Here is a 14,025-nt window from a genome sequence, read left to right as displayed (position 1 = left end):
GCGATCGGCGGACAGTCGAAGCGGATCTCGTAGTGCGGTGGCCAGAAAGCGACATCGCAAATACATAGGAAGAATCCGGACATGAACAAAACCCAGATACATTCCTTCGTGCTTCCCGATGCAGCAAAAGCATTTTTGCAGAAGGAACTAGCTCCCATCAAATATCCTGCCACCGCCTACGGATCTTATCTTGCGCAGATCTCCGCAGTGCGGTCGAAGATCGCCGTTGCGTTGACCGATATCCTGCCGTTTCTCTCGGAGCAGGTTCCTCCGTCAGCTCGCCCCGCGGCTATCGAGATTACGAATCTGCCGGTCGATGCGAACATCGACCGCCCTCCGTCCAATGGCGCGAAGCTAAAGCATATCCCAAAGGCGTCGTACTTGTCTGAGAATCTACTCGTTCTCTTCGCCGGGCTGTTCGGCACTCCCTTCTCGATGTCGTTCGAAAGCGAGAGCCTAGTGAACAACGTCATTCCCTTGCCGTCCGCCAAGTCGGACTTTAGCGCCCTCAGCTCTTCGTCGGATCTGAGCTTCCACATCGAGAACGCGGCCTTGAGATTTCATGACAATGGCCGCGACTGTGCGCCAATGGCGCTGTTCTTCACTGGAGTTGTAAGGCGCGGCTGCCTTGCCCTTGCCGATGCACTCCACCTCCGGGGCGTGGAAAGAATAATGCTTCCAGCCACGCTGACGCTGCTGTTGCGAGCGGATCTGCGAAGCGCGGCTGAGCGGGAGGACGAAGGCGTTCTCGAGCACAGCTCGACCTTCGATCTTGCGGCCGATATCGCGGATGATCGTACGCCTCCGACGGGGATCTCGTCGTATGCGTACGGATGATCCGGCCCAGCCGGCTGTGCAGGATGCGCAACTGCCGCTGATGCCGCCTGAATTGCTTGGCATGGGCGTAGCGTCCCGCCATCATTGCCGCGGTCTTGGCGACGCGAAGATAGGACTGCCGCAGCTTGACCCCGTGCTTCCTCGCCATGCGGTTGAGCCCCTTGATGGCCGCGTGCAGCAGCTTAGCATCGGTCGGAAAGGTGATCGCCTTCGGCTGCACGGTGGTATCGACCGTGACACGCTTGAGGTCCTGGCTGCGTAACGCGCCGGCTTCGTGCGCCACCCGCAGGCTCTCGGCCAACAGCAGCTCCAGCTTGTCGCCGAGCCGCTTGCGCCAGTGGCTCAGGTCCGAGCGCTCGTGCGGAAATGAATGCTGGAAGAACTCTTCGCCGGTGAAGTACTGGAAATACGGGTCGTGGACCCAGCGCTCGCACACCCCTTCGTCGGACAGGCCGTAAATCTGCTTGAGCAGCAGCAGCCCAATCACGAAGCGGGTCGCGATGCCTGGCCGGCCGTTCTCGCTGTAGAGCGGGGCGATCTCCCCATCGATCCAGTCCCAGTCGACCCTGCCGGCGAGCTGAACCAGCTCGTGCTTCATATTGATGATCTGGTCCAGCCTGGCCCGGAACAGATCGCCCGATCCCGTCGCCTTCTGCTTCTTCGGCCGCATCACCCCCTCCGATGCGACCACGGAATCATGACTGGCGATTCGACGGAATCTTGAAAATGAAATTGGAAGGTTCCGATCCCTGAAGCATCAAAACCCTGCAATCGCAAAAAAGCCGGTCTGTCAGATTACGATTCCACATCAGTCGCTTGGTCGCTCTTAACGGACGACTGCCTACTTCATGTTCACGCCGATGATGCGGTTGCTTTCAGCGATTATCCTGCGGAAGGGCTGAACCGCCATTTTGCAAAGCATTCACGTTATCGTACCCCGTCGTCGTGACGGCCGCTAAGCACATCGCTGTCCTGGGCCTGGTCGCCGATCTCCGCAGAACCGCTTCCAGAATCCGGCGCGTCGCAGTAGGCTTGCGACCGGTCGTCTATCGATAGCGCGCTCCTCCAGAAAGTGATTGCGGATGCGTTCCCGTTGCTCATCCGTCAGCCAAATCATTCTTTTTAGCGTCCTCGTCGTCGAAGGTTTCGGTCGCGCGACTAAGCCGAGATTAGGAATATATCCGTAACGAAGATTAGCCAGTACGCTACTTACAAGCCACGAACTTCTATAAACGCTTGGTCCATTGCTAGCATGACTTTGTCGAAGGCCGAATGTCCCTTGAGGTCACTTCGCATGGAACGACGCCGCCCGACAGCCTCAGCTTGCCGCTTACACTATTTCTTCTTCCTGCGACGTGGACGCGCCGGCTTGCGACCTCCAGGCAGGGTCTTGGGAGTCGTCGCACTTTTAGACGGCCGAATAAACAACTCGGACAAATGAACGTCCAGCGTCTCGGCGATGCGTTCGAGAAGATCAATTGTCGGGTTCTTCGATTGCCGCTCAAGAGCCCCCATATACGAGCGGTCAACCCCCGCTTCGTAAGCCAATTTCTCTTGCGAAATACCTCGCTCTACGCGGATTCGACGCACATTCCAGGCCACAATCGCACGAGTTTTCATGCGTAAAACATGTCATGAAGCCGGGGCTTCAAACCACTGGCTATAGTCCCGCTATTAATTTCTTCGCGAAAGCCGCCTGCAGCGCACACTCGCCTAAGCTTCCTCCGACCACGGCTTCGTATTCGGCAAGAGTGCGTATATAGCGCGACAATCAGGATGAGAGTCTCACCCTGATCGCCGCCGCGCATGCGTAACAACGACGGCGGTGGGGACGCCGCCAGCTCCGCCGCGATCTCAGCCGGGCGGACCGCGCCATTGCGACTAACAACTCCATCGAGATGAGCGGAGTCGACGACCCGCAGCCGGCGCCCATCCGATTGCAGTGTGGACGGCAACCTGGTGCAATCCATGGCGGATCCGCACTTCCCCGGCCACGATCGTCACCGCCATGCGCTCGCCAATAAGGCGCCATGGCACGGAGTAGCTGTTCGCGTCGATCTCGACGGCGCAATCATTGCCGACGACGTGGGTCAGTTCACGCAAGGGTCCGAACGACGGCTGTCCGCCGAGCGGTTTCAACCGATGTATCTCATCACGCGCAAAGCGGATGATCGGGGCGCCTCGCCGGTCGCGCCCTGGATGCGAACGTTCGCAACATCACGCTCCCATCTGTCGAGATGCGCCTCGAATGCTTCCCAACTTGGGAAGGAATGACCGGCGATCGCGTTCTTCTTCACGTAGCCGACGCCATTCTCCGTCTCGCCCTTCGTGCGCGCCCGATACGTCTGCAAACAATCTCGGCGTCGACCGCCCGATGGCGCGCAGGCTCGATCAACCATCTGAGCGTGTCTCGCTCACCGGCCTCGAGGACGGCCAGCCGCTCACCTGCCGCATCAGATTCGTTCTCCACGGCTGAGAGCCCACGGCTGAGGCTCGAGGCATCGAGCTTCAGGAGACCGGCGAGCAACAGGCCGAGCGCACGCCAATCGTCGAGGAACGACATGATAATCGGTGCACCTGCGGATTTCGCAAAGACGACGAGCGGCGCTTTGTCCGCCTCCGACAATCGGACGCACCACTCAAAGCTGCCAAGCCGGAAGTCGGGCGCTGTGGCAGACGCCGTGAAGACCGAAGAACTGTCGAGACGGCCATAGACCAGTCCCTGGTTGTGGACGGCTTCAAGCGCCTTCGCCAGACGCTCGGCGTTGCGCCAGAGAACGATGCGCGAGCGCGGGACATCAAGATTGTTCAGCCAGTGATCGGGGCGCGCATGCTTGACCATGGTATCGAGTGGCGCGAGATCTCGCGGCATGGCCAGAAAGAAGGCATCCGACGCCTCGCCGTACCGCAGCAGTTCGACGATGACCTTGTCGGCGCCTGGATAGGCGAGCACACGCTGTGCCTGGCGCATTTCATGCTGCCAAATTTCACGAAGATCATCGTCGACCGCTGAGCCGGTCTTTTGCCAGTATTTGAGCACGACTGGCTGGTCGTCGCGCTTGTCGTGGGCCGAAATGATCGCCGATTTGAGCGGCTCACCACCGGGGGCCGAGAGGTATTGGTCCCCAAGGTCGAACTGATCCGTCAACGGCCGCAGTTTTTTCAATGTGCTCGGCATCAACTATGAGCTCAAATGGAGCATCTGCTTTGGCGCGGCGGGCGTTTGCACATGCAATGATTTTCAGTATTCGCAGCCAACTAACGATGGTATCGAAATTTGCGTCGGCAACGTCCCGAGCAGCGGGATAGCCTGATTCGGCGAGCTGAATTTAACAAGAATTGTCACCGGCATCCGCCGGTCGCAGCAGTATGTCTGAAATATCCCCTGCGAGCCCTTCCGCGTCCGCACCCGCTCTGGTAGCTACCCGCCTTGCCGGGGCCGCCGCAGGCAGCCACCCGGCACCGGTTCAGATTAAGCCAGAAATACCGCAAATTAACTTTTTATATCAACCACTTATAGCTATACTGCCTGATTCTTCGTCGCCTTGGATGAGCTTCTTTGGGGAACGGAACGTCCGAAAAATGCTGCATAGTTCGGACGGACAAATCTTGCCGACGACCGAAATTTGCATCATATTTCGGACATGCTTGATCAACCGACCACAGACCTCCGCCCGCGGCTCATTGCCCGCATCGACGCAACGCCGACAGAGGTATGGACACCCGGTGATTTCGCTGATCTCGGCAGTCGCGCGGCCGTCGACAAGACGTTGCAGCGTCTCGTTGCGGCTGGCGAGTTGCGCCGCATCGACCGCGGGCTCTACGACCGGCCGCGAAAGAGCAACCTCACAGGCAAGCCGATGGTCCCCGACTATCGCGCGGTCATCAGGGCTGTGGCGCGCCGCGACCAGGCCCGCGTCGTGGTCGACGGGATGACTGCCGCGAATGATCTCGGCCTCACCACGGCCGTGCCGGCGCGCATCGAGGTCCTGGTCGACGCTCGCCTGAAGCCGATCAAACTTGGAAAGCAGGTCATCAATTTCAAGTCGGCGGCACCTAGCCGTCTTTATTGGGCCGGACGTCCGGGCATGCGCGTCGTTCAGGCGCTCTATTGGATGCAGGATATGATGGCGGGGAAGGACGATCGACAAGCGGTAGAGAACGTCCTCAGCAAGCTGTTCGCAAACCCGCAGCATGGAAAGGAGATTCGCGACGATCTCCGTGCAGGTCTTTCAGCTATGCCGATCTGGATGCAGGACTTTCTCAGGCCCTTGCTCGAACCTGACGACGCGGCGGAGGATCACGCGTGAGTAGCGCAGCCTACAAGGAGGTCATCTCCGCCGCACCCGGCGAGAAGCTTGATCTTTTCCTGACGACGGCGAACCGGCTCGGTGCGCCGATCGGAAACGTCGAGAAGGATTTTTGGGTCTGCTGGACCCTCAATGCTCTCTATCACGAACGGCCCGCAGGAGGTCCGCGCCTTCTCTTCAAGGGCGGGACGTCGCTGTCGAAGGCATACGGGCTGATCGAAAGATTTTCCGAAGACATCGATATAACGGTGTTTCGCAACGATCTCGACGAGTCTGCTTCAGTCGAAGAACTCGAGATCGATCTTGTCGAATAAGAAACGCCGCGCTCGATTGGATGCGATCCGGGACGCTTGCCGCAGCTATATTAGCGGTCCGCTATACGCCTTCCTGACCGAACATCTCGCCGAAGCGACGAGTGGACGCGGACGCCTCGAGATCGACGCGTCGGATGCCGACGGGCAGACGCTTCTCGTCTGGTATCCCGAGGTTGAACCGCGCGACGAGGCCTATGTGCGGCCGGCAGTCCGGATCGAGTCCGGAGCGAAGTCGGCGCTTGACCCGAACCACCTGGCGAATATCCGTCCTTACATTGCCGACGACGTGGCAGGCCTCGAATTGACGGTGCCGAACGTCACGACGATCGACGCCGAGCGCACGTTCTGGGACAAAATCGTGATCGCTCACGGGCTGCGCCGCTGGTTCGAGCGCCGCGGTGAGCTGCGCCAGGAAGGCCAGCGCATTTCGCGGCACTTCTACGACCTGTATTGCCTCTTCGCCTCCGACATCGGCCGGTCGGCGGTCAAAGATGCCGAATTGGGGGCCGACTGCGTCCGTCATGCTCTCATGTTCTTCAACCGGCCTGATTACGATCTCGTCTCGGCCGTGACCGGATCGTTTGCGCTTGCGCCGACTGCGGCAATGATCGACGCGCTCGCGCGTGACTATACGAACATGACGCCAATGATCTTCGGCGAGGCTCCTCGGTTCGAGCAAATCCTCGCGTCGATGGAAAAGATCGAACGCGCGGTGAATAGGACGCGCTAGCAAACGAGCAGAATTCGACAACCGCCGATGATAGGATCATGGCATGGCTGACGCTCCAGAGAACATCCCAATGCGATTGCCCGATCCCGCCTCGATCGAGGCGGTTCTCGCACGTCTTCCGACCGGATCTGACGAAGCGGCGCTGGCGGCCGCGCTCACAGAGGCGTTTCCGGGATTTCCGTTTTCGACATCGGGCATTGACGAGCAGTATTGGCGCGACACGCGCTCGGTGGTCGCCGCCGACGGGACACGGATCGCAGAATACCGGCCGTGGATGGAAGCGGAGCTTGCCAAGGACAATGGCGACATTGGCGCGCTCTGGACGCGACTGCGCGAGAGCGACCTTCAGATCTCGGAATGGCACGGCAACAGTGTGTATGCCTTCGCGCCAACTGGACCGGGCGCGGCGGACTATGTGCAAATCCGTCTCGGTCTGGAAGTTGAATGGCGTGCCGGGCCGATCGTCAATCCGACATATCGCCCTTGGGGCAAGGGCGAATTACTCGATCCGTCATGGATCACGCACGAAGATATGTCCGACGACAAGGTAATCGCTGGTCCGCTCTATCGGATGCTTGGGCGCCCAGGCAGCAGCGTCGTCCATGTCCGGAGCTTCCTGACGCGGTGTGCCCGCCTCGAGCGCGAGAAGCGCGAGGCGCAGCGGCCAGAGATGGAACGCCGTGTGGTACGTGAAACGACACGCGAGGGCACGACCGAGACGCCGTTTCTTGAACTGGTGCCGGACTGGTTCGAGTTCGTGCCGCGGGAGACGCGCTTCTTCCAGGATTGGGAAGAATCAAGCGCTTCGGCCGAGCGGGTCTATGTGCACTGGGCGCTCGACATTTACGACTACGACGATAAAGGCACACGCGAGATCGGATTCGTGCCGCGCCCGCGGCATCTGCCGGAAGAGAGGCTGATCGCTGGCGACGCCTCGGTTCATATCCTGATGGATCGCGTCGAAGCCATCGACCGTGAGGTCGGCGTCCCATTTGGTTGGTTCTTCTTGATGACCCATGGTAATCGAGTTGCGCCAGAGGTTGGCCAAGCGATCGCCAAGGGCCTGCGTAGTCAGCGCGTGGTCTTACCCGATCGGGATGCGCGTGTGCTTCTCCGCTGGGCCGAACGGTCCTATGGATTCTAGGAAGACAGGGCCGCGGCGGAAGGCCTCAGTAAACCTAACGCCACACTATCGGAGCTCTGGAAAGAGCGTCGCGACCAATCTGCTTGAGGTAGTCAGGCCTCCTCTCACCTGTTGTCGCCGCTTCCAGAAGCCGGCACGCTGCGGGCTTTCGTTCGCTACGTCGAGCGATCTCAGCTGGGTGCGCCCGCCACCCGGACGATGGCGCTGGACTTCGTCCTGTCGTTCGGTGGCGCCGCCGACAGCCGCGCGGTCCGTCACGGCGTGCTCCGCCGATTCTACGAGTACCTGGTCGTCTACGACCCCCAGACCGAGGTCTTGGAGCGCAGAGCTTTCCCGTGGTCCAGGGCGATTCCGCCGCCGCGCATCCCTAAGTGAGGCTGAGCTGACGTCGCTTATCGACGCATGCAGCTTCATTTCGCCAGGGACCCCTCTCAGGGGCCGCACGATGGCGACGCTAATCGGATTGTTGGCCAGCACGGGGTTACGATCGGGCGAAGTGGTCAGGCTTGATCGCGGCGACGTCGATCTGACCAACGGGGGCATCCTCGTCCGTAAAACCAAGTTCCGTAAAGACCGCCTGATTCCTGTTCACCCAACGACCCAGGCAGCCAAACTTCGTCGATACGCCCGTGAGCGCGACACCGTGTTTCCCAGGCCCAAAGGCGAGGCGTTCTTCCTCAGCTCGCGAGGCTGCCGTCTGTCGGCAACCGGCTTGCAAAGCAACTTCGCTAAGGCCCGCAAGCTCGCGGGCCTTGACAATGGCAAGCCTCTGCGACCGCACGATCTCCGGCACCGGTTCGCGGTGACCAGGCTGAGGCTGTGGCACCACGAGCGCGCGGACGTCCAAGCGCTGCTGCCCTTACTCGCCACCTACCTCGGCCACGCCAACTATAGCGACACAGCCTACTACCTCACCGGCTCGTCGGATCCCCACCAAACGGGCCCACATCGAGGTGACGCATCATCTCACCAACGCCGAGGTGGAGGCTATCATCGCAGCCCCTGATCAGACGACGTCCCGCGGTCGGCGCGACCGGGCCTTTCTGCTCTTCTTGGCGAGAACCGGCGCTCGCGTGTCCGAAGCGACCGGCGTCAACGCGAACGACCTTCAGTTGGAGCGAGGACGCCCGCAGGTGCTGCTTCATGGCAAGGGACGCCGAGATCGCGTCGTTCCCATTCCTCAGGATTTGGTGCGATCGCTGACCAACCTATTGAGCGAACGCGGCCTCGCCCATCATGAACCGCGGCCAATCTTCGTCGGGGTCCACAACGAGCGCCTGACGCGTTTCGGCGCGACACACATCGTGCGGCGTGCCGCCTCCCAGGCCGGGTCCACGAGGCCAAGCTTGGAGGGCAAGCCGATATCGCCGCACATCTTCCGGCATTCCCTCGCCATGAAGCTTCTCCGGTCAGGCGTGGACCTCCTGACGATTCAGGCTTGGCTTGGCCATGCTCAGGTCGCCACGACCCACCGATACGCCGCTGCGGATGTCGAGATGATGCGCCGGGGACTTGAGAAGGCGGGCGTCTCAGGCGACGGAAGCGCTTCTGGCCCAGATCGCCGTCGCCAAATATGCCGATGGCCTGCCGCTCTACCGGCAGGAGGCTATCTACGCCCGCGACAAGGTCGAGCTCGACCGCCAGTTGATGGCGCAATGGATGGGCAAGCTCGGCTTCGAGCTCGAGATCATGGCCGACTACATCTTCAGCGAGGTCAAGAAGGCCGAACGGGTCTTTGCCGACGAAACCACTTTGCAGACGCTCGCTCCGGGCTCCGGATCGACAAAGACGGCCTATTTATGGGCCTATGCCAGGGATGATCGAACGTTTGGCCGCAACGGTCCCCCGATGGTGGCTTATCGCTTCGAAGACAGCCGCTCCGGTGAATGCGCGGTCCGCCATCTCAATGGTTATCGCGGAATCCTGCAGGTGGATGGCTACGCCGCCTATAACAAGCTCGCGCGATCCGATCGCGGCAATGATTGCATCACAGGCTGGCTGCTGGTCACACTGCAGACGCAAGTTCTACGAGCTGCATGTTGCAGGGAGCTCAGAAGTGGCAACGGCGACGGTCGAGCGGATGGCGAAGTTCTGGCAGGTCGAGAAAACGATGCGCGGTCAAAGCCCCGACACTCGCGTTGCCGCGCGCCAGCAAGCCTCCGCGGCGATCGTCGCAGATCTCTTCGATCTCTGGCAGCAGACCTTGCGTCGGATCTTCGGCAAATCAAAACTGGCTGAGGCGATCCGCTATGCCGTCTCGCGCCGTGCCATCTTCGAACGATTTCTGACCGATGGTCGCATCGAGCTCGGTAGAGTCGACGACTGACGCGGTGGCTACAGGTTCCGAGGAGTTGCCGTTGGCCGGCAGCTTTCGCTGAGTGCCGGTGGCTCATTTCGGACCATGGCTCCGTTTCCAGTCGCCGCTCGTCAAACCGGACGTGCGGATTTCCCGCATCCGGCTTTCTCTCAACCCATCAAGCCTTCGCTCTCGGCACGTCGGCACGCGCTCTTGGGAGGCGGTAGAGGCCAAGCGTTTCATGCAGGTATTCCTGCGAGTAACGGTTGAAGCCCCGGCCACGTGCCCCGGTGCGCTGGACCAACCAATGACGCAGACGACGGTCGACGTATTGCCGAATGAGGTTGTAAGTTTCCACCACTGGACCTTGGTCGAAGTAGCCGCACCAGCCGCGTAGGAAGCGGTTGATGACAGCGACTGTGTTCTCCGGTGAGTCCGGATACCACTGACGTGTCGTGCGGTCGTGGACCTGTCTGAGCAATCGTCGAACGGCTTTCTTGGAAGGTCTTGTGCCAAGAAAGGCTTGACCTCCCTTTCCATAGAAGCGTCCGATCGTATACCCGAGGAATGTTACGCTATCCTCTGGGACCCGAGCGAGTCGCGTCTTGGTATCGTTCACCTCCAACCCGAGCCTGTTCATTAGCGTCTGCATCCGCGCCATTGCCGTCTCGGACGAACCGGGGCGACAGCAGATCACGAAGTCATCCGCGTAATTCACGATATGCGCATCGAGTTGATCTTGGTGTCCGTGTTTGCGCCAAGCCAGCAGAAACCGACGAAAGTAGAGATTCGCCAACAACGGGCTCAAAGGTGAGCCTTGTGGAGTTCCTCTTTTCTTCGTCCGAGCCTCCGCCGTCCTTGTGATCCGCCGGCCGTCCTTCTCGATAACCGCGACTGTCAGCCAGCCTTTGATCATCGAAAGAAGCCGACCATCGGCGATCCTGCGTGTGAGGCATTTCATCAGTGGTGCATGCGGAATCGAGGTGAAGTAATCCCTCAGGTCCGCATCGACGATCTCTGATCGCCGATGATCTCTGATGTGCCAGAACACGCGGCGCACTGCCATCTTGGCGTCCACCTTCGGGCGGAAGCCATACTGGTTCTCCAGCAGGTCCGCTTCGAAGATGGCGCCGATCACCAGCATCGCCGCCGTCATGACCGTTCGGTCTTTTACGGTTGGAATGCTGAGCGGTCGGCGTCCGCCATTGCTCTTCGGTATCCATACCCTCAGAAGGGGCTGCGGTCGGTAGTCACCCGCCGTCAGCTCCTGTCTGACATTTTCCAGCCATCGTTCGCGTCCCTCGGTTTCGATCTGAGCAAATGTGATGCCATCCGCCCCCGGCGACCCCCGGTTTGCTCGGCAGCGCCTGTAGGCTTCCTCCAGCACATCCAGTCTGCAGATTTTGTCCCAAAGAGAGTAGAATCGATAATCTGGTTCAGCCTTAGCTTTCGCCTGCAGCGAGGTCTGAAGTTTCTGAACGGATATTCTCGGTGTTACTAGGTTCATCACCAATCGCCGTGTTCTCGACTACCGAAACCGGCAGCTTTACGTCTTGCCTGCCGAAATCGAAGTAGTCATACTCAACTTTGGCTGACCAGCCGGGCAGGAAGGCATACTCGATGCCCGCACCCAATGTGCCGCCAAATATGTTCTTGGTCGCTCGGCCATCGGCAGCACCGTTAGCAGCAAAGCCAGCCCCCAAGTTCGATGTAACGGCAAAGGACTGGTTGATGCCGATGCTGGAATCGGCCCAAGCTGCGCCGCCCTTGATGTAGACTAGGCCGCGGTCGCCCACCGTGACGCCGACCCGTCCGGTGATATCGGCAATCCATTTGGTGTCGTTCGTGCAGTTCAAGACCACAAAGCAGCCAGTGCGCCCCTTGATACCACTCCATAAAAAATCGCTTTCCACGCCGTAGACCATCACACCGGACTGGAAATTGTAACCGGCTTGTACGCCGCCGAGGAAGCCGTTCAGCTGCACCTGCGGCAATGGCACATTCAAATCGGCAGTGCCGCCGATGAGCTGGTTTACGGTCTGGTTGACGGGGGCGCCAATCAATGTATTGCCCACAGCGAGGTCGGTCTGGCTGGTACCCCAACCCGAGCCTACACTGCCGCCGATGTAACCTCCAGTCCAGCTGAAGAGAGGATAAACGGGAGCCGGCGCTTTGACGACAGGTGCCGCAGGCAAATCAGCAGCTAAACTTCCGCTCCCAAAAGCGATCGTCCCGAACGCAATGATGCTCGCGAGCGACAATTGCTTGTTGCACTTCATCCGAGAGTCCTCCTGCTGAGCACGGAAAAATATTGCGTAGCTTGTCCCCAAGTTGTGGTTAGCTCGATAGTTCGAGCTGGCAGGCAGATCACCTCTCCAATCTGGTAGGAGGCAGCATCTTGCTGCAACTGCGACAGCCGCTTCTTGCCGTGTCCATTCCAGAGAGGCGAGCAGGCTCTGCTTTCATGCTTGTACGACGGTGCTCAGCAATCCTTTCGCGAAGATCCGTGACACGGCCGAATAATGGGCTATTTTACAAAGCCACGTCGTGGTGATTCTCGCGGCCCTTGGCCGACGTATTGCGCGGTATATCGTTAATGGCTGGGCCTCGATTTGGCTGCGATTTCCACGTTCGCTCTTGATGCGACCCACCATCGGGAAGGGTAGGCTCGATGTCGACGACTCGTGCGTTTCATGTCGTTGTCGTCCGGGACGCGTAGAAGATGTATGTCCTTGCTCTGGTCACCCAAAAAGGCGGAAGCGGCAAGAGCACGCTGGCGGTCGGAATTGCAGTCGCAGCGTTGGGGAACGGGGAGCGCGTCGCAATTGTCGAGGCGGATCCACAAGGCACGATTTCAAAATGGAAAGAGCGGCGCCGCCATCCCGATCCCCGGGTCGTTCGGGTCGCTGATTCGGCCGAAATAGAACGGGCGCTCGTCAGCCTTGAAGCCGAGGGGATCTGGCTTACGGTTATCGATACCGCCGCCACGAACAATGCACTGGCCATGCGCGCCATCGCGAGGGCCGATCTTTGCCTGATCCCGGTGCGTCCGAGTCCCGCCGACATCGAAGCTGCGATACCGACGCTGATTGCTATTCGTAGGCTCAACCGCCGATTTGCTTTCGTCCTCGCTCAGACGCCACCGCGGGGCTGCCGCGTGAGTGAAGCCGCGACGTCGCTCAATTCGCTCGGGGTGCTCGCGCTTCCCTATGTCGGACAGCGCAATGACCATCAGGACGCGCTTGGGGCAGGATTAGGCGTGACGGAGTTTGCACAAGAGGGAAGAGCCTCGGAGGAAGTTCGTGAGCTGTGGCGCTGGATCTTGAAGAAGCTTGTCGAGGGGTCGTCAGATCATGAACCACACGCAAGAAACGAAAAAGCCGCGTACTAGGCAGACGCGCTGCGCGCGACGCTCGCTCGTGGAGCTTACCGCGGCGGCGAGCCGAGCCGTTGACGATGGCCTGTTTGTGCTGCCCCGCGGGATTGCTGCTTCCAATCTGCGATCGGAGCACTCAGGCCCGAATACGTCTGATCAAACAATTCTTGCAAGGCAAGCGACGGCTCCGAGTCCCGTTGCGGTGCTTGAATCTCGGAATGCGGCGGCGCCGCGCAAGGACGAACTCCTAGATTCCGACACTACCACCGAGATGATGGTGAAGGTTGCCGAAGACTCTCAAGACAGAGCTTCTGAAAACATCAAAGCCAGCCTGAATGCTGCCTTGGACCATGCAAACGGCCTCGTAGAGACGCGGGTGGGAGGCGAAGCGGCGTCGAAAACCGTCGTCGCTTCCGGACTTGAAAGCAATTTTTTGACCGTTCTCAAAGAAGCCGCAACGGGGTTTCGCGCGGATGCGGCCGAATTAATCATGCAGAAGGAACCAGCCGACAGCGCGGGACAGTCGCAACCGCGATATATGCGGCGGCTCACCGACGAGGCGGTCAGATTGCTCGACGATCTTCGGAGCGGCAAGCTGGAGAACCAGGCGAACTTCATCCTGAGCGAGTGCTTCAGGGAAGCCGCCAGCGCGTTCTCTATCATCAATCAGCAGCTCAAGCGCGACGGCTATCCCGCGAGCATTGATCCATCAATCTTCATTTGGCTTGCCAATATCACCGAACCGGAGACGCGTGACACCGGGACCAAGCGACTTGAGATCGTACCCAACCACCGAGGTCGTCCGAGCACGTACACGCGCCAGGTCGCTCAGTTCATCTGGCACCTTGTCGAGGGACAGGGCTGCGGGCGCCAGGCCGCATATCGGGCGGCGCTCACGAAGTTCTCCGTAACCGCGAGTTTCGTCGAGAACGCCTATGCGTTTTGGGAGCCGGTCTTCAAACGGGCGGGACCGCACGTGAGGATGCTGACCCGCATTTCAGATCCAGAAGTGTAAAGT

Annotated in this window: 11 protein-coding genes and 5 pseudogenes; 9 read left to right on the top strand and 7 right to left on the bottom strand. The window is 59.9% G+C overall.

The features are described from left to right. Positions 1-185 precede the first annotated feature (185 nt). The 4 genes and pseudogenes from XI02_RS04900 to XI02_RS46240 form a co-directional block, all read right to left on the bottom strand. On the bottom strand, positions 186-539 hold the full coding sequence (locus XI02_RS04900) for a hypothetical protein (protein ID WP_014498603.1): 354 nt from the start codon (positions 537-539) through the stop codon (positions 186-188). Between the two features lie 73 nt (positions 540-612). Then, positions 613-1,507, bottom strand: a pseudogene (locus tag XI02_RS04895) (IS5 family transposase); the annotation flags it as partial. Between the two features lie 665 nt (positions 1,508-2,172). Then, entirely contained in the window at positions 2,173-2,457 is a 285-nt protein-coding gene (locus XI02_RS04890; RefSeq protein WP_014498605.1) for a helix-turn-helix domain-containing protein, read from the bottom strand. Positions 2,458-2,718: 261 nt separating this feature from the next. After that, a pseudogene (locus tag XI02_RS46240) lies at positions 2,719-2,883 on the bottom strand (hypothetical protein); the annotation flags it as partial. Between XI02_RS46240 and XI02_RS46235 the strand changes: the two are divergent. Next, positions 2,806-3,111 (top strand): transposase, encoded by a 306-nt coding sequence (locus XI02_RS46235; RefSeq protein ID WP_202557294.1) that lies wholly within the window; start codon positions 2,806-2,808, stop codon positions 3,109-3,111. The pseudogene XI02_RS46240 and the gene XI02_RS46235 sit on opposite strands and share 78 nt — an antisense overlap. A 19-nt stretch (positions 3,112-3,130) precedes the next feature. Here the strand turns inward: XI02_RS46235 and XI02_RS04880 are convergent, their stop codons facing one another. After that, positions 3,131-4,015, bottom strand: coding sequence for a hypothetical protein (locus tag XI02_RS04880; RefSeq protein WP_014498607.1), 885 nt, complete (start codon positions 4,013-4,015; stop codon positions 3,131-3,133). A gap of 466 nt (positions 4,016-4,481) precedes the next feature. Between XI02_RS04880 and XI02_RS04875 the strand changes: the two genes are divergently transcribed. From XI02_RS04875 to XI02_RS04850, 6 genes and pseudogenes are all read left to right on the top strand, one after another. After that, the gene (locus XI02_RS04875) at positions 4,482-5,147 is read left to right on the top strand and encodes a DUF6088 family protein (protein WP_014498608.1); all 666 of its coding nucleotides are present in this window, start codon (positions 4,482-4,484) and stop codon (positions 5,145-5,147) included. Then, a pseudogene (locus XI02_RS04870) lies at positions 5,144-6,191 on the top strand (nucleotidyl transferase AbiEii/AbiGii toxin family protein). Before XI02_RS04875 ends, XI02_RS04870 begins: the two are co-directional and overlap by 4 nt. Positions 6,192-6,234: 43 nt before the next feature. Next, positions 6,235-7,335, top strand: a complete 1,101-nt coding sequence (locus tag XI02_RS04865) for a hypothetical protein (RefSeq protein WP_018647441.1) — start codon at positions 6,235-6,237, stop codon at positions 7,333-7,335. After that, complete coding sequence (locus tag XI02_RS04860) at positions 7,289-8,341, top strand: tyrosine-type recombinase/integrase (RefSeq protein ID WP_309248222.1); 1,053 nt, start codon at positions 7,289-7,291, stop codon at positions 8,339-8,341. Before XI02_RS04865 ends, XI02_RS04860 begins: the two co-directional genes overlap by 47 nt. Beyond that, positions 8,289-8,768, top strand: a pseudogene (locus XI02_RS04855) (tyrosine-type recombinase/integrase); the annotation flags it as partial. The gene XI02_RS04860 and the pseudogene XI02_RS04855, both read left to right, overlap by 53 nt. A gap of 103 nt (positions 8,769-8,871) precedes the next feature. Next, positions 8,872-9,643, top strand: a pseudogene (locus XI02_RS04850) (IS66 family transposase); the annotation flags it as partial. Between the two features lie 166 nt (positions 9,644-9,809). Here XI02_RS04850 and ltrA read toward each other — a convergent pair. After that, entirely contained in the window at positions 9,810-11,138 is a 1,329-nt protein-coding gene (gene ltrA / locus XI02_RS04845) for a group II intron reverse transcriptase/maturase (protein ID WP_014498615.1), read from the bottom strand. After that, the gene (locus tag XI02_RS04840; RefSeq protein ID WP_026192140.1) at positions 11,074-11,910 is read right to left on the bottom strand and encodes an outer membrane protein; all 837 of its coding nucleotides are present in this window, start codon (positions 11,908-11,910) and stop codon (positions 11,074-11,076) included. Before XI02_RS04840 ends, ltrA begins: the two co-directional genes overlap by 65 nt. 443 nt (positions 11,911-12,353) lie before the next feature. On the opposite strand from XI02_RS04840, the gene XI02_RS04835 reads away from it, so the two are divergent. Together XI02_RS04835 and XI02_RS04830 are read left to right on the top strand one after the other, a co-directional pair. Continuing rightward, positions 12,354-13,022 carry an AAA family ATPase gene (locus XI02_RS04835; protein WP_011090916.1) on the top strand — a complete coding sequence of 223 codons (669 nt, stop codon included), beginning with the start codon at positions 12,354-12,356 and terminating at the stop codon, positions 13,020-13,022. After that, positions 12,985-14,022 carry a hypothetical protein gene (locus XI02_RS04830; protein WP_011090917.1) on the top strand — a complete coding sequence of 346 codons (1,038 nt, stop codon included), beginning with the start codon at positions 12,985-12,987 and terminating at the stop codon, positions 14,020-14,022. Before XI02_RS04835 ends, XI02_RS04830 begins: the two co-directional genes overlap by 38 nt. The last annotated feature ends 3 nt before the right edge of the window (positions 14,023-14,025 follow it).

The organism is Bradyrhizobium sp. CCBAU 21365 (genome assembly GCF_015291305.1).
In the GTDB taxonomy this organism is placed as follows: domain Bacteria; phylum Pseudomonadota; class Alphaproteobacteria; order Rhizobiales; family Xanthobacteraceae; genus Bradyrhizobium; species Bradyrhizobium elkanii.
Note: the sequence above shows the minus strand (reverse complement) of the source record. Positions and strands in the feature narration are given on the sequence as shown.